General features: G+C 60.4%; 17 protein-coding genes and 1 tRNA gene. 13 read left to right on the top strand and 5 right to left on the bottom strand.

From position 1 onward, the window contains the following. Positions 1-120: 120 nt before the first annotated feature. Positions 121-651 (bottom strand): invasion associated locus B family protein, encoded by a 531-nt coding sequence (locus tag B8991_RS10075; RefSeq protein ID WP_412780699.1) that lies wholly within the window; start codon positions 649-651, stop codon positions 121-123. A 190-nt stretch (positions 652-841) separates the two neighbouring features. On the opposite strand from B8991_RS10075, the gene B8991_RS10070 reads away from it, so the two are divergent. Continuing rightward, on the top strand, positions 842-1,843 hold the full coding sequence (locus tag B8991_RS10070; protein WP_084352862.1) for an asparaginase: 1,002 nt from the start codon (positions 842-844) through the stop codon (positions 1,841-1,843). Positions 1,844-1,846: 3 nt separating this feature from the next. Here the strand turns inward: B8991_RS10070 and serB are convergent, their stop codons facing one another. Continuing rightward, the gene (serB, locus tag B8991_RS10065; protein WP_084352861.1) at positions 1,847-2,716 is read right to left on the bottom strand and encodes a phosphoserine phosphatase SerB; all 870 of its coding nucleotides are present in this window, start codon (positions 2,714-2,716) and stop codon (positions 1,847-1,849) included. Positions 2,717-3,019: 303 nt separating this feature from the next. Then, a tRNA-Lys gene (locus tag B8991_RS10060) sits at positions 3,020-3,095 on the bottom strand. Between the two features lie 381 nt (positions 3,096-3,476). Here B8991_RS10060 and B8991_RS10055 point away from each other — a divergent pair. From B8991_RS10055 to B8991_RS10020, 8 genes are all read left to right on the top strand, one after another. Next, on the top strand, positions 3,477-4,175 hold the full coding sequence (locus B8991_RS10055) for a fumarylacetoacetate hydrolase family protein (protein WP_084352860.1): 699 nt from the start codon (positions 3,477-3,479) through the stop codon (positions 4,173-4,175). A gap of 158 nt (positions 4,176-4,333) precedes the next feature. Beyond that, complete coding sequence (locus tag B8991_RS10050; RefSeq protein ID WP_084352910.1) at positions 4,334-5,089, top strand: crotonase/enoyl-CoA hydratase family protein; 756 nt, start codon at positions 4,334-4,336, stop codon at positions 5,087-5,089. A gap of 104 nt (positions 5,090-5,193) precedes the next feature. Then, positions 5,194-6,201 (top strand): LLM class flavin-dependent oxidoreductase, encoded by a 1,008-nt coding sequence (locus tag B8991_RS10045; protein ID WP_084352859.1) that lies wholly within the window; start codon positions 5,194-5,196, stop codon positions 6,199-6,201. A gap of 67 nt (positions 6,202-6,268) precedes the next feature. Continuing rightward, positions 6,269-7,510 (top strand): aminopeptidase, encoded by a 1,242-nt coding sequence (locus tag B8991_RS10040; protein ID WP_084352858.1) that lies wholly within the window; start codon positions 6,269-6,271, stop codon positions 7,508-7,510. A 215-nt stretch (positions 7,511-7,725) separates the two neighbouring features. Beyond that, positions 7,726-8,634 carry a 2-dehydro-3-deoxygalactonokinase gene (locus B8991_RS10035; RefSeq protein WP_084352857.1) on the top strand — a complete coding sequence of 303 codons (909 nt, stop codon included), beginning with the start codon at positions 7,726-7,728 and terminating at the stop codon, positions 8,632-8,634. Beyond that, complete coding sequence (locus tag B8991_RS10030; protein ID WP_084352856.1) at positions 8,631-9,242, top strand: 2-dehydro-3-deoxy-6-phosphogalactonate aldolase; 612 nt, start codon at positions 8,631-8,633, stop codon at positions 9,240-9,242. The genes B8991_RS10035 and B8991_RS10030 overlap by 4 nt, the downstream gene beginning before the upstream one ends. 188 nt (positions 9,243-9,430) lie before the next feature. Then, positions 9,431-10,165, top strand: coding sequence for a sirohydrochlorin chelatase (locus B8991_RS10025; protein ID WP_084352855.1), 735 nt, complete (start codon positions 9,431-9,433; stop codon positions 10,163-10,165). Between the two features lie 308 nt (positions 10,166-10,473). Continuing rightward, positions 10,474-10,944, top strand: a complete 471-nt coding sequence (locus tag B8991_RS10020) for an Hsp20 family protein (RefSeq protein WP_084352909.1) — start codon at positions 10,474-10,476, stop codon at positions 10,942-10,944. A 99-nt stretch (positions 10,945-11,043) separates the two neighbouring features. On the opposite strand, the gene B8991_RS10015 is transcribed toward B8991_RS10020, so the two are convergent. Then, positions 11,044-11,955: an NAD(P)-dependent alcohol dehydrogenase gene (locus B8991_RS10015; protein ID WP_179141465.1), complete on the bottom strand. Its 912-nt coding sequence runs from the start codon at positions 11,953-11,955 to the stop codon at positions 11,044-11,046. Between the two features lie 189 nt (positions 11,956-12,144). Between B8991_RS10015 and B8991_RS10010 the strand changes: the two genes are divergently transcribed. Further along, positions 12,145-13,044 carry a LysR family transcriptional regulator gene (locus tag B8991_RS10010; RefSeq protein ID WP_179141464.1) on the top strand — a complete coding sequence of 300 codons (900 nt, stop codon included), beginning with the start codon at positions 12,145-12,147 and terminating at the stop codon, positions 13,042-13,044. Between the two features lie 157 nt (positions 13,045-13,201). Here the strand turns inward: B8991_RS10010 and B8991_RS10005 are convergent, their stop codons facing one another. Further along, positions 13,202-14,677 carry an NAD-dependent succinate-semialdehyde dehydrogenase gene (locus tag B8991_RS10005; RefSeq protein ID WP_084352852.1) on the bottom strand — a complete coding sequence of 492 codons (1,476 nt, stop codon included), beginning with the start codon at positions 14,675-14,677 and terminating at the stop codon, positions 13,202-13,204. 81 nt (positions 14,678-14,758) lie between these two features. Here B8991_RS10005 and B8991_RS10000 point away from each other — a divergent pair, with 81 nt between their 5' ends. The 3 genes from B8991_RS10000 to B8991_RS09990 all read left to right on the top strand — a co-directional run bounded on the left by B8991_RS10000 (position 14,759) and on the right by B8991_RS09990 (position 18,081). Then, entirely contained in the window at positions 14,759-15,550 is a 792-nt protein-coding gene (locus B8991_RS10000; RefSeq protein ID WP_084352851.1) for an alpha/beta hydrolase, read from the top strand. Positions 15,551-15,742: 192 nt separating this feature from the next. Then, a complete protein-coding gene (locus tag B8991_RS09995; protein WP_084352850.1) occupies positions 15,743-16,948 on the top strand; it encodes an aminopeptidase P family protein in 1,206 nt (401 codons plus the stop codon). Between the two features lie 338 nt (positions 16,949-17,286). Continuing rightward, positions 17,287-18,081: a hypothetical protein gene (locus B8991_RS09990; protein WP_143514546.1), complete on the top strand. Its 795-nt coding sequence runs from the start codon at positions 17,287-17,289 to the stop codon at positions 18,079-18,081. The last annotated feature ends 68 nt before the right edge of the window (positions 18,082-18,149 follow it).

The raw sequence follows: 18,149 nt of genomic DNA, 5'->3' as shown, positions 1-18,149 counted from the left end.
CTTTGAAGGTGGATGCGGGTACATATAGGATTCGCGCGGCAAAGCCAAAGGGCCAAGTACGAAAAGGCCCTTCCGATGTGGAAAGGCCTGCTTCATTGTCACAGTGGCATACGGAAAGCGTTAGCTGGCGCAGCGCTTTTCGGCATCCTCGATCGCGGCAGTGAACCCCAGCAAGGAGAACGTATCCTTGGTCTGTGTCCCGCGCGAAGATTGTGCTGTCAGCACGGCATCGGCCCCGCGCTTCATCGCAGCCACGATCTTGCCATCATCCTGCGGCGATGCGGGCCAGGCCCATTCGCCATCGGTGATCAGTTCGAATTCCGTGCCGCCAATATTGACGTTAACGGTTGATCCGCCCGCGAAGGGATACCCGCCGGTAAAGGCCAGCTGTCCCTGCACCTCGGCACCCGGACGGTAAAACACCATAAGCAGAATGTCGCCTCGGGTCACGGCCACAACGCGCCCACCCTTGGTGTTGACGCTTTCCTTGTAGGTCGTGACGGCCCAGCATTCGCGGGGGTCGTTGCCCTCAAAAACGCTCCAATCGGTGATCGCGTTGACCTGATTGGTGCTTTCTTGCTGCGCGGCAACGCCAGTCGCGGCCAGTGCCATGAAAGCCGCGGCTGCCAAACGCGCAAAACGTGAAATCATATGTCCAGCCTCCAGCTGTCCTAAGCCTCAATTACGTTCGGATGTCCCAACCGTCCAGCGGCCTTTGATTATTGCGGGAAACACCCGTTTCCTTCTCGATAAAAGCATTCTAGCCTGAATCGCGATACGGACGAAAGACCCCGGCGGCATAAATTCGCCGTGACCGCGCCCAGACTGCAAAGGCCCGCCTATGACCCAACCTCAACCAATCTGCGAAGCGTGGCGCGGTGCCTTTCTGGAAAGCCAGCATCTGGGGCACATCGTGGTATGCGATGGCTCCGGTCAGGTGGTTCAGGCGATTGGCGACCCCGAAGCCGTGATTTTTCCGCGCAGTTCGTGCAAGATGATTCAGGCGCTGCCCTTGGTGACCTCCGGTGCCGCCGATGCGCAGGGTTTAAGCGAAACGCGACTGGCGCTGGCCTGTGCCTCGCATTCCGGCGCGCCGCTGCATGTGACAGAGGTCAATCGCTGGCTCGCGGACCTGGGTCTTGGCGATGACGACCTTCGCTGCGGGACCGAGCCAAGCCGCGACAAGGCCCTGCGCTTTGAGATGATTCGCGACGACCAGAAACCTTGTCAGGTACATAACAATTGCTCGGGCAAACATGCGGGGTTTCTGACGCTGTCGCAGTATCTTGGTGCAGGCGCTGACTATGTCGACCCGGTTCATCCCGTGCAATTGGCCTGCCGCGACGCATTTGAAGAGGTCACTGGAATGACCTCGCCGGGCTTTGGCATTGACGGCTGCTCGGCACCGAATTTCGCGACGTCAATGCATGCGCTGGCCCGTTCAATGGCATTTTTCGCCACCGCCCACAGCCGGAATGACCCGCTAAGCCGCGCCGCCGCCCGTCTGGCCGCCGCCATGCGCGCCTGGCCAGAGCATGTCGCGGGCAAAGGCCGCGCCTGCACTCTGCTGATGCGGGCCGCGAAAGAGCCGCTTGTGGCCAAGACCGGGGCAGAGGGTGTTTTCATCGCCATTCTGCCGGGCCGCGGCATGGGCATCGCGGTCAAGGCGGCTGACGGTGCCACCCGCGCTGCCGAATGCGCGATCGCCGCGACATTGGTTCAGATGGGCGTGCTGGACGCGGACCATCCGGATGTCACAAACTTCATGACACCGACATTGCTGAACCGGCGCGGGCTGGAGGTCGGCTTTGTTCGCCCTCCGCACACGCTTTTTCCGACCTGAAATTTACGACACAAATTCTGACTTCGCATAGCCTTGCAGGTAAAGCAGGGCTGTCAGATCTCCGTGATTGATACGGAAATTACACTGCGCCTGCACACTTGGTTTGGCATGCAACGCCACACCGGTCCCGGCACGGCCCAGCATGCCCAGATCGTTGGCCCCGTCACCCACCGCGATCACATCCGCCTCTGCAATCCCCAGCCTTGCTGTGATCTGTTCCAGCGCCTCGATCTTGGCCTCACGTCCCAGAATGGGCCGCCCAACGTCGCCGCTCAGCTTCCCATTAGCGACAATCAAAGTATTCGCGCGATTTTCGTTGAACCCCAATAGGGACGCGACCCGCTCGGTGAAAGCGGTAAACCCGCCAGAGACCAGCGCCGCATAGCCGCCCTGCGCTTTCATCGTCGCGACCAGTTGCGCGCCGCCGGGCATCAGCGTGATGCGCGCCTCCAACACCTTATCGATGACCGCAACATCCAGCCCTTGCAAAAGCGCCACACGTTCGGTCAGCGCGCCTTCGAAATCCAGTTCGCCGTTCATCGCGCGTGCGGTGATGTCCTTGACATGGGCACCGACACCAGCCTCTTCGGCCAGTTCGTCGATGCATTCCTGCTGGATCATGGTCGAGTCCATATCGGCAAGCAGCATTTTCTTGCGCCGGCCTTTTGCGGGCAAAACAACCAGATCGACACCCTGCTGTTGAAGATCCTCCCAGACCTGCCACAGGTTGCCCGGAACATGTTCCAACGCAAATTCCGCCGCCTCATCCGGTGCCAGCCAATTGACATCCGAACCGCCCCAGGCATTGCGCAACGCTTCTGCCAATGCCGGGTCCAAGCCACCCTGACGCGCGATCAAAACTGCTATATGCATGGTCGGCTCCGCTTAAACTGATGCCCCTGCTTAACCATGTGCTGACATAAACCTCCAGCCCCGAGCCTGATCCGGCTCCTGAATTTCCGTCTCCGTCACGCGGGCGCATGCAATGAACCCGCCATCTTGACGCAGAACTTCTGGTTCCGCGTCGGGACGGGGTTCTTTTCATCGCAGTTACCGCAATCCGGTCAACGGGTGCTTGACCCAAAACCCGGCAAATGGAACCCAAACTTGACGCAAAAGGAAAATCGCCCTGACTGAGAGGGGGTTCTGTCGTGATTGCTCACATAAGCATTAAAGTGGTGAGCCGTGATGGGTTCGAACCATCGACCTACTGATTAAAAGTCAGTTGCTCTACCAACTGAGCTAACGGCCCACTAGGCGGCGTATCTAGAAAGAGAGATGGGGACCGTCAACCCCGAAAATCCTCTTTTCCTTTCGAAAGGTAAATAAGTTGTCCCGAACGACGACGGACCAAGGGGGCTGTGCTCGTGACAACGCTTCACCCCAAAAGCAAACTCATTCACGCAGATCCGATAAAGGGAGACCTTGTAAGCGATGATGCGGCTTATCCAGACACATACAGGACGGATATTTCGGGTTCTCCAGTCACGCGTCCATTAAAGCGGCATGGGCCATCATATCGCCGCCCCGATGCCCGCTGTTCTTGCTCCTTGCGCAGAAAGGTGCGATTTCATGGACGCAACCCTCTGACGGCGCTTCCGATACCTTTCAGCAGACACGAGGACACGACAGAATGACTGGCTATATTTTTGACGCCCCGAAGGTAAACGCGATCCCTGTGATCGGGATGTCCGCGCGTTTTCCGATTCACCGGATCTTTTGTGTCGGTCGCAACTATGCCGCCCACGCGGCCGAAATGGGCAATGAAGTGGATCGCGACGCGCCGTGGTACTTTACCAAGACGCCTTCGGCTTATGTGGCAAGCGGCAGTACCGTTCCCTATCCGCCGGGCACCCAAGATTTCCATTACGAGATGGAACTGGCAATCGCGATCGGCGCACCGGCTTTCCGTGCCAGCCGTGACGAGGCTGCCCGCACAATCTTTGGCTACGGCTGCGCGCTCGACATGACGCGGCGCGATTTGCAGCAAGTGGGCAAGGACCACCGCCGCCCCTGGGATTTGGGCAAGGACGTGGAAAACGGCGCGGTCTTCGCGGCGCTCAGTCAGGCAGAAGATCTGGGTGCATTGGGTCCACAGCGCATTCATCTGGAAGTCAACGGCGAGACGCGCCAGGACGCCACCCTTGCCGAGATGGTCTGGTCCGTTGACGAAATCGTCGCGCACCTGTCCACCTATTATCATCTGCGTGCTGGGGATGTCATTCTGACAGGAACGCCGGCTGGCGTGGGGCCGGTGGTTGCGGGCGACCGCATCACCGGCGGCATAGACGGGCTGGAGCCAATTGCGCTGACGCTGAGCGAACCTGAATGACCATCACAGCGGGGCATACCCCACCCGCCGCCTGTCCTAACGTCCTCTAGCGCTTTGATGTTTATTCAGAAATCGTTATGATCTAAAACAGGTTGGAAAGCCCTCGGCGCGCCGGGGAATGATGTCCGACGACGCAGGAGGGTTGCTTGGCCGACGAGATGCTGAAAATCGCGCTGGATGGCGACATCGCAACGCTGACGATAGACCGCCCCGACAAACGCAACGCCATGTGCGATCAGTTGGTGAACGAGATAGACGCCTTCTTTTCCAACCCGCCAGAGCAGGCAAAGGTGGCGATCCTGACCGGGACCGGGGGGCATTTCTGCTCTGGTCTCGACCTGGAGGAACACACTGCCCGCAGTGGCGAAGATACGCTTTATCATTCACGGCACTGGCACAGCGTGATGGACAAGATCCAGTTTGGCCGCTTGCCAGTCGTTTCGGCGATGTACGGTGCTGTCATCGGCGGCGGGCTTGAGATCGCGGCCGCCACGCATGTGCGTATTGCCGAACCATCGACCATGTTCCAACTGCCAGAAGGCCGTCGCGGCATCTTTGTCGGCGGCGGTGCCACTGTGCGCGTAGGGCGCATACTCGGGGCCGATCGCATGACAGAGATGATGCTGACCGGGCGCAAATATTCCGCCGACGAAGGCCTGGCGCTTGGCCTGTGTCATTACAGCGTGGGCGAAGGCGAATCCATGGCGCTTGCACGCGAATTGGCGGGCAAGATCGCGCGCAATGCACCAATGTCCAATTATCTGATGATGAATGCGATCTCGCGGATCGACGATATGTCAAAGGCAGACGGGCTTTTTGCCGAGAGCCTTTGCGCCGCGCTGTCCGTGACCACGCCGGACGCGGCCGAAGGGCTTCGGGCCTTCCTGGACAAGCGCGCGCCACGGTTTCGCTGAACGCCCGCCTGTTCCTTAGAACACCCGCTGGGACAGAGAATTACCCGCCCCGGTCTTGGCCGGGGCCTCTGCACCCCTTACCTAAGCGACAACCGGAGGTTCTCATGCAGCAATTTTCCCTTCTCGACCTGTCGCCCATTCCCGAAGGTGGCTCCGCGGCCGATGCCCTTGCCAATACCGTCGATTTGGCGCGTGCCGCGGAACGTGCGGGCTATCATCGCTATTGGCTGGCCGAGCATCACAATATGCCCGGCATCGCCAGTGCTGCCACGTCACTGGTCATCGGCCATGTTGCCGCCGCGACCAAAACGATGCGGGTGGGCGCGGGCGGCATCATGCTGCCCAACCATGCGCCGTTGGTCATTGCCGAACAATTCGGAACGCTGGCCACGCTTTACCCCGGACGGATCGACCTTGGTCTTGGCCGCGCGCCGGGCACCGACATGGCAACCGCCCGCGCGCTGCGCCGCCACATGGCACCCGAGGACAGCTTTCCGCAGGATGTGCAGGAGCTACTGGGCTATTTCGCCGATCCGGCAGAGACCGCCCCGGTCAAGGCCATCCCCGGCGAAGGCACGCATGTGCCGGTCTGGATCCTCGGGTCCAGCCTGTATGGTGCGCAACTGGCGGCCTATCTGGGCCTGCCCTACGCGTTCGCTTCGCATTTCGCACCCGCGATGTTGGAAGAGGCGCTGGCCACCTATCGCGCCACGTTCCGGCCCTCAGCTCACCTTGACCGCCCGCATGTCATGGTCGCCGCAGGGGTCTGCGCCGCGGAGACGGACGAGGAAGCGGCATTTCTGAAATCCTCGCAGATGCTGGCCTTTGCCCGGCTGCGCACCGGCCGCCCCGGCAAGCTGCCGCGTCCGGTGACGGATGTCACGCAAGAGATCCCGCCTGCGATCATGGCGCAGGTCGGTCACGCGCTGTCTGTGTCGGCCACCGGATCGAAGGAAACCGTCGCGCGGCAGCTGTCAGCAATCATCAAGACGCATCAACCGGACGAGCTGATGGTCACGGGCATGATCCACGATCCCGCCGCGCGCATCCGGTCCTTCGAAATCGCGGCAGATGTCCTGAAAGGCCTGCGCGTCACCCCTGCGGCGGCGTGATTTTACCATCCGCTTGACCTTCCGCATCCCCTGACAGAATCTGCGCGCAACCGCGCAAGGAGATCCCATGACCAAGTCCCCCATCGATCCACAACTGCTCGACCGGCTGGCAGAGGTTGCCGTACGCACCGGGCTGAACCTGCAACCGGGTCAGGACCTTGTGCTGACCGCCCCTGTAGAGGCCCTGCCGCTGGTGCGCCGCGTCGCCGCTGCCGCATATCGCGCAGGGGCCGGGCTGGTCACGCCGATCCTTTCCGATGCCGAGGTCACGCTGGCGCGGTATCACAACGCCACGGACGACAGCTTTGATCGCGCGCCCGGTTGGCTGTACGAGGGCATGGCCGCAGCCTATGACAAGGGTGCCGCGCGGATGGCCATCTCTGCCGAAGATCCGATGATGCTGGCTGACGAGGATCCCGAAAAGGTGTCCCGCGCAGGGAAGGCCAATTCCATCGCCTACAAGCCCGCACTCAGCAAGATATCCAATTTCGAGATCAACTGGTCGATCGCCAGTTACCCCTCGGCCGGGTGGGCGCGGCGGGTATTCCCTGACCTGCCAGAGGACGAGGCGGTGGCCAGGCTGGCCGACGCGATCTTTGCAGCATCGCGGGTGAAGAATGATGACCCCGTGGCGGCATGGGCCGACCATAACGCCGCGCTGCGGACGCGCACCGAATGGCTGAACAGCCAGCGGTTTGACGCGCTGCATTTCACCGGGCCGGGCGCGGACCTGACCGTCGGTCTGGCCGATGGTCACGAATGGCATGGCGGTGCCTCCGAGTCGAAGAACGGGATTGTCTGCAACCCCAACATTCCGACCGAGGAAGTGTTCACCACACCCCACGCCGCCCGCACCGAAGGCCATGTCCGCGCCACGAAACCGCTGGCGCATCAGGGCAGCCTGATCGAGGATATCAAGGTCCGCTTTGAAGGCGGTCGGATCGTCGAGGCCAAGGCATCCCGAGGAGAGGCCGTGCTGCACAAGCTGCTGGACAGCGACGAGGGTGCGAGACGCCTGGGCGAAGTGGCGCTGGTGCCGCATAGCTCGCCGATTTCGCAATCCGGCCTGCTGTTCTACAACACGCTATTTGACGAAAACGCCGCCTGCCACATCGCGCTTGGGCAGTGCTATTCCAAATGCTTCCTGAACGGGGCAGAGCTTTCGGAAGAGCAGATCACCGCGCAGGGCGGCAATTCCAGCATGATCCATGTCGACTGGATGATCGGCGGGGCAGAGACGGATATTGACGGCATCTTGCCCGATGGCACCACCGTGCCGGTGTTCCGCCAAGGCGAATGGGCGCAGTGATCCGACGAGTTCTCCGCAGGGAACCTGCTTTGCCGGATCGCATCTTAGAGAAAAGAGGGGCGTAGAGGTGGCCCGGGCAGTTCTTTCTCCAGCGCCGGGGACTGGTCGGCACTTGCATTCGCAACAGCCTTGACCGTCCGTGAGGCCTTGATAGGTTCACGCCGTCTGCCCCGCGCGATGGGCGATGTGGCGGCCCGCCGAAGGATATACCGCAAATGACGCAAGCAGACTGGATCGCCGTCGATTGGGGCACCTCGAACGTGCGGGCCTGGATCTTTGACGAACGGGGCGAGGTGCGCGCCACGGCGTCCAGCGACAAGGGCATGGGATCGCTTGATCCGGCGGGGTTTGAACCGGCGCTGATCGAACTGGTCGGCCAGCACCTTCCCGAGACTGGCAAAGTGCCGGTGATCGCCTGCGGCATGGTCGGCGCGCGGCAAGGCTGGGTGGAGGCACCCTACGCCACATGCCCCTGCCCGCCGCCGGGTCTGGCGGATGCCGTGTCTGCAACCGCTGCGGACCCACGGCTGGACGTATCCATCCTCCCCGGCGTCAAACAGTCCGGTCCAGCGGATGTGATGCGCGGCGAAGAAACCCAGATCGGCGGCTTTCTGGCGACAGAGCCGGGTTTCGACGGCATCCTTTGCCTGCCCGGCACGCATACCAAATGGGTGCATATCAGCGCGGGCGAGATTGTCAGCTTTCGCACCTGCATGACCGGAGAGATCTTTGCCCTGCTATCGCGGCAATCGGTGCTGCGGTTCGCCGTGGCGGGCGACGGCTGGGACGCGCAGAGCTTTCAGGCCGCAGTCGGTGATGCCATATCTTCGCCGCAAAACCTGAGCGCGTGGCTTTTTGGCCTGCGCGCAGACTCCTTGTTGAACGAAACCGGCGTGGACGTTTCAAAGGCCCGCCTGTCCGGCCTGCTGCTTGGCCTCGAACTGGCGGGCACCAAACCTTATTGGCTGGGACGTGAGGTGGTGATTGTCGGTGCGCCCTCGTTAAGCGATCTTTACGTCACGGCTTTGGCGGAACAAGGCGTCTCTGCGCGGTTTATGGACGGCGGCAACCTGTCGCTTGCAGGCATCCGCGCCGCTCGCGCACAGATGGAGAGCAAAACATGAGCCGGGAAATCATTGCCATTCTGCGCGGCGTGCAGCCAGACGAGGTGTTGGAGATCGGCCGCGCGCTTGTCGATGCGGGGATCGACCGCATCGAGGTACCGTTGAACTCGCCTGACCCACTGACGTCGATTGAACGTCTTGCGTCCGGTCTGGAGGGGCAAGCCACAGTGGGCGCGGGCACCGTCTTGACGCCAGAGCAGGTAACGGCCGTTCACGACGCGGGCGGCACGATCATCGTCTCCCCCGATTGCAACCCCGCTGTCATCGACCGGACCAAGGCACTGAGCATCCTCTCCTATCCTGGGGTCGCGACGCCGACCGAATGCTTTACCGCGCTGCGCCATGGTGCGGACGGGCTAAAGTTTTTTCCGGCCTTCCTGATCGGCACCAAGGGGCTGTCGGCAATATCGGCGGTACTGCCGCAGGGCACGAAAACCTATGCGGTCGGCGGTGTGGGGCCGGATAATTTTTCGGAATGGTTCGCTGTCGGCGTAACTGGCTTTGGTCTTGGAACCGGCATCTACAAACCCGGATTCTCCGCCAGCGATGTCGCAGAGCGGGCGCGGGCCATCGTGGCAGCCTATGATCGCAATGCGCCTGCCGGGTGAACCGGCCCTGACAATCCATGACACCGCATGGGCGATCGACCTTTGCAGCTCCAACTCTGCTGCCGGGGAACTGCGTGACGGCAAACCGGGATTGGAATTATGGACTACCGACCGGATCGCTGCGATATTTGTTTCTCATAGCATTCCCTTGCGAACGCCCAGGATCTGAAACAGGAACCGCTTCACCGATGCCCTCTTCTGCTTCACCCGGCCCCACTGCGCTGATCGTGGCGCATGGAAGCCCCTCCGACCCGGACGGACAGGAACGCTTGCTGGCCGATCTGGCCGCGCGCGCCGCAGCGCATTTGCCCGGCTGGCAGGTTTCCAGCGCGACGCTTGCCTGCAAAGGGCGGTTTGAAGAGAAATGCGCGCGGCTCGGCACGCCGATGATTTATCCGTTTTTCATGGCCGAAGGCTATTTCACGCGCAATGTGCTGGCCCGAAAATCCGCAGATCTGGGCCTGACCATGCTGTCGCCCTTCGGCGTGGATCCGGCCTTGGAAGACGTTGCCGAGACTGTCTTGCGTGATCGGCTTGGCGCGCTGGGTTGGAAGGTCGCGGAAACCGATCTGCTGATCGCAGCACATGGCAGCGCAGTTTCCAAAACCAGCCGCAACAGCGCGCAACGCTTCGCCAAGAAAATGATGACGCGATGCGGTTTTCGCAGCGTCGCGACAGGCTATGTCGAAGAGCCGCCGTTTCTCGCAGACGCGGCCCGAGATCTGGGCGCACAAAGCATATGCCTTGCCCATTTTGCGCTCCGCTCCGGCCATGTCGAAATCGACCTGCCCGAAGCGTTCGAAGCCGCCAGATTTCGTGGCCCGGTATTGCCGCCGATGATCGAGTGGCCCGAAACGCCCGGACTGATCGCACAAAGCCTTCTGGCAGCGCATGCATCCTTGCCAGCGGGCCGACCGTCCTGATCGGGCAGACTTTGATGAGCGCAATTCAGGCGTCTGTGCTGCGCTCTGTCGGTGGGTGACAAGATTTCGCCTTGAAGCGGGTACCTCCGTCCCGGCACGTCATGCCTTGTGGCCGATTGTCGGCGTCTCACGTCTTGCGTCCAAGGTGACCGGACCGCAGTGAAAATCTGCGGATCCGGGACTTGAAATCGCCTATTGCCCCACCCAATTATTTCAGTGTCGGAACGCTGATGATCAGGTTCCGGCGCAACTCACGGCCTGTCCGCAAATGGAAGGCCGCTATAGGTATCGCTCAATGGAGGATGACCATGCGAAGCTTTGATCTTGCACCGCTCTATCGTGCAACTGTCGGATTCGATCAGATTGCCGACCTTATGGACCGCGCCTTGGCCAATGATGTCAGCCAGTCCAGCTATCCACCCTATAACATTGAAAAAACCGCCGATGACACCTACCGCATCTCGATCGCGGTTGCCGGCTTTAGTGACGCCGATCTGTCGGTCGAGGTAAAGGAACAGGCGCTTGTCGTGTCCGCCCGCAAAGCCGACGATGAGACTGCGCACAGTTACCTGCACCGAGGCATCGCCACCCGCGCGTTCGAGCGCCGTTTTGCGCTTGCCGATCACGTCCGGGTCATTGGGGCCAGCCATGCTGACGGTATGTTGCATATCGACTTGCAGCGCGAAATCCCCGAAGCGCTGAAACCGCGACGGATCGAGATTTCCCGTCAGAGCAAGGCGATCGACAAGGACGTCGTGGACGCCCAATCGGTGAACTGACCTTGCGCTGAAGCGGACAGGGCCAACCCTTCCCGCCTAAGCATATGCTTATTGAAGGCCCGGCGCACCGTGACGCGTCGGGCCTTTTGGTTTTTTCCATCATGCGGCGGGCGCGGCAGGTTTCGCTTCTGTGCTGGACATGCGCAGAACAACCGTGCCTTTGCGATGGCGCGTTTCGACGGCACTGTGTGCCTCGGCAAAATCAGCCATGGGATAGACCGTATCGACGACAGCGCGCAGATCGCCCGCAGACAGCCAACCTGCCAGCAGTTGCATGTCTTCACGACGATCGCCGCTAACCCCGATCCGGATGCGCCGACCTCCGTGAAACCTCGCCCAAAGCGCCTGCCATAACTCTTTCATGCCAAAGTTCAGAGGGATGAACTGGCCCTTGGGCTTCAACGCGCCGCGAATGCTCTTGAAATCTGTCGCTCCTACAGTGTCGAACACGACATCGTAGCGATTGGTCGCATCGGTGAAATCCTCGGCGCGGTAATCAATCATTTCATCGGCACCAAGGTTCCGCAGCAAGAGATGGTTCGCCGCACTGGCGACACCGGTCACATGCGCCCCCATCCGTTTGGCAATCTGCACGGCATAACTGCCCACACCGCCCGAAGCACCGACAATCAGCACGGACTGGCCCGGCGTGATCCTGGCAAAATCGCGCAGGAATACCAACGCAGACAAGGCACCGAACGGGGTGGCTGCGGCCTCTTCATCGGTGATGGTGTCAGGCGTGTGGACGACCGCCCCATCCTGCGCAATGGTCAGAAATTCTGCGTGTGCGCCCTTGCCGGACACTCCGAAAACACGATCGCCCGGCGCGAACCCGTCGACGTCTTGTCCGGCTTCGACCACCTTTCCAGCGAAAACGCCGCCAAGGATCTTGTTGCGCGGACGAAACAGCCCGAACATCAAACGGCCCGGCACCGCCAGGACCCCCGGAAATTCAGCAGCACGCATCCGCCAATCGGCTGTGGTGACGCTGCTGGCTACAACCTTGATCAATAACTCATCTTCCGTTGGCGCCGGCTGCGGCACCTCGGCCATCCTCAACACGCGCGGGGGTCCATAATGATCTTGGACAATTGCTTTCATCATATTCACCTAAGATTAATCATCGCTTGAGTATGTAGTTAGCCATGCGAAAGAACCGCGTAAATTGACCAGAAGAGCAGGGATGCTATGCATGATTGCATGGATTGGCGGAATGTAAACTTCGACTGGAATCGCGCGCGCGCTTTTCTTGTCACAGCCGAAGAAGGCTCTTTGTCGGCAGCCGCGCGTGCGCTTGGCGTGGCACAGCCGACGCTTGGCCGTCAGGTGACTGCGCTTGAGGAAGAACTGGGTGTTACTCTGTTCGAACGCGTGCCGCGCGGGCTGGAACTGACAACTGCCGGGCTTGACCTTGTCGAACATGTTCGCGCCATGGGTGATGCCGCAAACCGCGTATCGCTGGCGGCAACCGGTCAGTCGGTCACGGTCGAGGGGCAAATCACCATCACCGCGTCCGAAATTTATTCTGCCTATCTGTTGCCGCCCATCCTTGCACGGTTGCGCGAAATGGCACCGGGGATTGAAGTTGAAGTCGTGGCAAGCAACACGATCCGCGATCTCAAGAAACGCGAAGCTGACATTGCAATCCGCAACGCCCGTCCGACACAACCCGATCTGATCGGCAAATTGGTGGCAGAGGATCACGCGACGATTTATGCGACTCCCAGCTACCTTCAAAGCCTTGGCGATCCGCAAAGCCCCGAAGACCTAAAAGATGCCGATTTCATCGGGCTAGAGAATCTCGACCAGCTGATTGAGGGCCTGAATGCGCAAGGTTTCGATCTGGCGCGCCGCAACTTTCCGATACAGACCGAGAACCACCTGGTGCATTGGCAAATGGCGCGGCACGGTCTGGGCATCGGCATCGGGCCCTGCCATCTGGGCGACCGCGACCCCGGCCTTGCCCGTGTCTTGCCAGAGGCAGAGCCGATCAGATTTCCGATCTGGCTGGTCGCACACCGCGAATTGCAAACCAGCCGCCGCGTGCGACTGGTTTATGATTTGCTGGCCGAAGAGTTGCCGACGCTTTTAGGTGATTAGCATCCAAGCTTTTCGGTAGGTCAGCACATTTCCATTGAAGGCTTTGCACCAAACTCTTCCGGTTGATCGTCTTCTGTCGCCTATCGAACGGATCTTTTCCAAGTATTTCAGAAGCGCGAGAATGGGCGGCGCAAGCGCCCCGCCCGCCCAAACCCGATCAGACCGACAGACAGACATATTTCATCTCAAGGTAGTCCTCGATGCCGTGATGGCTGCCCTCACGACCCAAACCGGACTGCTTGACCCCGCCGAACGGTGCCAGCTCGGTCGAGATGATGCCCGTGTTCACGCCGACGATGCCATATTCCAGCGCTTCAGCCACCTTGTAGACCCGGCTTAGATCCTTGGCGTAGAAATACGACGCCAGCCCGAAGATCGTGTCATTGGCCATGGCGATCACCTCGTCCTCGTCGGTGAAGCGGAACAGCGGCGCCAGCGGACCGAAAGTCTCTTCCGTGGCAAAGGCCATCTCGCGCGTAGCACCCTTTACGATGGTCGGACCAAAGAAGTTGCCCTCCATCCCATTTGCCTCGCCGCCCAGGATCACCTCAGCACCCTTGGCCTTGGCGTCCGCGATATGTTCCTGAACCTTGTCGATCGCACCCGCATTGATCAGCGGTCCCAGATCGGTGCCCTCTTCCAGACCGTCACCCACCTTCATTGCCGCAACCCGTGCACGCAGCTTTTCGGCAAAGGCGTCATAAACCCCGTCCTGCACATAGATCCGGTTGGCACAGACACAGGTCTGACCGTTATTACGGAACTTGCACATAATCGCACCTTCAACGGCTGCGTCCAGATCAGCGTCGTCAAACACGATGAATGGCGCATTGCCGCCCAGCTCCATCGAGCATTTCATGACCTGATCGGCAGCCTGTTTCAGCAGAATGCGCCCCACTTCGGTCGATCCGGTGAAGGTCAGCTTGCGGATACCGGGGTTTTCGCAGAATTCCTTGCCAATTTCCGAGGAACTGGACGATGTCACGACAGAGAATACCCCGGCCGGAATGCCTGCACGTTCGGCAAGCACAGCCATGGCGATGGCCGATAGCGGAGTTTCCTTTGCCGGACGCGCAACAAAGGCGCAGCCCGCAGCCAGTGCAGGCCCGGCCTTGCGTGTGATCATCGCGTTGGGAAAGTTCCACGGCGTGATCGACGCGGCGACCCCGATGGGCTGCTTGATGACCATCAACCGCTTGTCGCGCTGGTGGCCGGGGATCATTTCGCCGTAAATCCGTTTGGCCTCTTCGCCAAAGAACTCGATGAAAGCGGCTCCGTAAGCGACCTCACCCTTTGCCTCGGCTAGTGGTTTGCCCTGCTCTGCGGTCAGAATGATGCCCAGATCGTCCTGATGCTTCATCATCAGATCGAACCATTTGCGCATCACAGCCGCGCGCTCTTTGCCGGTCCACTGCGCCCAGTCTTTCTGTGCTGTCTCGGCTTGCGCAATCGCGTCCGCCACCTGCGCGCGGCTGAGGTCGGCGACCTGTGCAATCACATCGCCTCGGGCAGGGTTGGTGACGTCAAAGGTTCCGTTATCCCCCTCGACCCATTCGCCGCCGACATATCCGCGCGTTTCCAGAAGGCCAGGGTCCTTCAGCAAGGACTTGAGGTTGGTGGTTTGGTCCGGCATGTCGCGTTCCTCTCGAAATGTTATGGAAGTCCCAGATCATCTGCTAGGCTCATTGTCCAGAACTGCCTTTCGGAGAACGATATGGACCTCGATGACGCCTTTGCCAATGCCGCTTACATACCCCAGGCAGATGATTATCCACCACGGTGGGCGAAAAAGGCCGAGGCGTTTCGTGAAACGATGGCCCAGAACCATCGCGCCCGGCTGGGCGTGGCTTATGGAAACGGGCCACGGCAAGAAATGGACATCTTCCTGCCCGAAGATTCGCCGAAGGGCCTCGTGGTGTTCGTTCATGGCGGCTACTGGTTGCGGTTCGATCGGTTCAGCTGGTCGCATCTGGCAGCAGGGCCATGTGCGCACGGCTGGGCAGTGGCGATGCCCTCGTATGATCTGTGCCCACAGGTTCATATCGGTGACATCACCGGACAGGTCGCGCATGCCGTGACGCTTGCCGCCCGTGAAGTCGCGGGTCAGGTCCGACTGGTGGGGCACTCCGCCGGGGGGCAGCAAGTCTGCCGGATGGGGGCGGATGGCGTCTTGCCTGATGCAGTCGCCCGGCGGGTTGCGCGGATCATGCCAATCTCTCCGGTGGCCGATCTCAGACCGCTGCGGCACACCCGCATGAACGAAGCATTGGCGTTGGACGCGGCCGAGGCAGAGCTGGAAAGTCCGTTGCTGGCCACGGCTCCAAGCGCGCCGGTCACCGTCTGGGTCGGTGCCGATGAACGTCCGGTCTTTGTCGAACATGCAACCGCGCTCGCCGCCGCCTGGAACGCCTCTCTGGTTGTCGAGCCGGACCGCCATCATTTCGATGTGATCGACGCGCTTGAAAACCCCGAAAGCGCGATGACAAGTGCTTTGCTTCAGGATTGAGAAATTGCTTGCCAGATGCGGCCTCGCGGCCTTATCAGGTGTCAGGCACGGCGATGGCGTCGCCAGCGTGAAAAATGCACGCGCCCCCTTGATTTTCTGTCCTGAACGCCGGGACCTTTCTTTGCTGCCCACGCGGTAAGGATGGGTGTCCCGTCCTTGTGTCCAAGCAGCATATTATCGGAGGGTCACCCCATGGAACGTCCAGAATTTTCCCGCTTTCACAATGGCGACAAGGCAGCACTGCCCTTTGCGCCTGCCGAATATGACGCCCGCCTTGCCGGTCTGCGCGAAATCATGTCGCGCGACGGCGTCGATGCCTGCGTCTTCACCTCGATGCACAACATCGCCTACTATTCGGGCTTCTTGTATTGCAGCTTTGGCCGCCCCTACGGCTTGGTCGTCACGGCGTCCGAAAGCGTGACAATCAGCGCAGGCATCGACGCAGGCCAGCCTTGGCGCCGTTGCCACGGCGACAACATCACCTATACCGACTGGAAGCGCGACAATTACTGGCGCGCAATCCTGTCCGTGACCGGGCCGGGCCAAGTGATCGGCTATGAGGCGGACCATATCAACATGGCGCAATTTGCGTCGCTTGGCGAATTTCTTACCCCGTCCAAAACAGTAAACATCGCCCCTGCAACCATGCGTCAGCGCATGCATAAATCCGCTGCTGAAATCGCCCTGATCCGTGAAGGGGCGCGCGTGGCGGATGTGGGCGGCTATGCGATCCGCGACGCGGTGCGCGAAGGCACCCGCGAGATTGACGTGGCCATGGCCGGACGCGACGCGATGGAGGCCGAAATTGCGCGGGCCTTCCCGGATGCCGAATATCGCGACACCTGGGTCTGGTTCCAGTCCGGGCTGAACACCGATGGTGCCCACAACCCCGTCACCGCACGCAAACTGGAACGCGGCGATATCCTGTCGCTCAACACCTTCCCGATGATCTCTGGCTATTACACCGCGCTGGAACGCACCATGTTCGTGGGCGAAGCGGATGCCGAAAGCCTGCGTATATGGGAGGCGAATGTCGCAGCGCATGAATATGGCATGAGCCTGCTGAAACCCGGTGCGACCTGCGCAGAAGTCACGCACGCGATCAACGATTTCTTTGCAGAGGGTGACCTGCTGCAATATCGCAGCTTTGGCTATGGCCACTCCTTCGGCGTCCTGTCGCATTACTACGGGCGCGAAGCGGGGCTGGAACTGCGCGAAGACATCGATACCGTGCTTGAACCCGGCATGGTCATCAGCATGGAACCGATGCTGACCATCCCAGAGGGCCAACCGGGGGCCGGCGGCTACCGCGAGCATGACATCCTGATCATCAAGGAAGAAGGCAACGAGAATATTACCGGATATCCTTATGGGCCCGGCTTCAACATCGTCGGCTGATCACAGAGTCACGGTGCTGTATTCAAAGCAGTTAAGCCCAGGATACAGCACCTGATCGCAAACCCTGAATCCATCGAATATGGCCACGCGTTTCACTGCATGCCATTTTCCAATTATCGGTGTGGATCATCTGTGCCTCAAACGGCTGCGCTGCTTTAATATCGACTTATGTATTCCAGCGCCTACACACGACCAATCAACATGCTAGATGAGGGGTTGAACACAAAGACCGCCCGGTTTTGCCAACGCACATACCTTCTTGATCAGCCCCGGCGGTCGGGTACTGACTTACTGACGCCTTCGGCGGTGGATAAGGAATGTAAGAAAAGGAGCGCGCCATGAGTCTCGCATCTGGCCGGATGGAACTGCGCGAGGTGGATATCCGCAAGCACTACCCTGCCGCAACAGCGATGCTCCAGAAACTTGACCACACGCCCCGGATTGCCAAGGCAACGGAAATCCCGGTGCAGGAACGCGCGGCGATGCTTGGCACGCGACGACGGTTCCGCACAAGCGCATCGGGATTGGCGATGCGTTCCGGTGCCCGCGCCGAAGACGTACACCTGCTGTCGCGGATCGAAAACGTGAATAAAGACGATCCGATCATCTCGCCCTTGCAGGCGACGGTGATGAACGGTCTGCGCCGCGCATTGGCAATTGCACTGGCGATCGGAGACGCGTTTTCCGACACATCCGATCTGGGCGATCTGAAACGCGCCAATCTGCAAGGTTCCCTGCCCGCTGCACGCAAGTCCGACTTTACGGAACTGTTGCAGGCAGAAGCGCTTGTCGTGGGGCACGTCTTTGCCAATGCGCTCGCCTTCCTGCTTGGTCCACACGAAACCGATGTTTCGGCAAAGCCCGGCGAGGTTGAAGAAGTCCTGACCGATAATGCTCGGCTGATTTTGCACGGGGCATTATGGGAAATGGATCGGGACATCGCCGCCCATGCCGATGACGATGCGCAACTGGTGGCAACCGTTGCAGGCTTTGCCGAAGAATTGATGACGAAACTGGAACTGCGGGCACAGACCTCTACCCGCATTGCCGCCTTCGCAAGCGCCTCTTGGCGAGTGGAGGCCGACGGTTTCATCATTTGTGGCCTCACGAAGCGGCCAAGGCCAAACGGGTGACCGGAATGACTTCGTGCCCGCTCCCGCGGAAGGTGTCATATGGGTTGCTTTTCGAGGCGCTGCCAGGA

It is taken from the genome of Primorskyibacter flagellatus (genome assembly GCF_900176485.1).
In the GTDB taxonomy this organism is placed as follows: Bacteria; Pseudomonadota; Alphaproteobacteria; order Rhodobacterales; family Rhodobacteraceae; genus Primorskyibacter; species Primorskyibacter flagellatus.
This window is presented reverse-complemented; position numbering and strand designations above follow the sequence as displayed.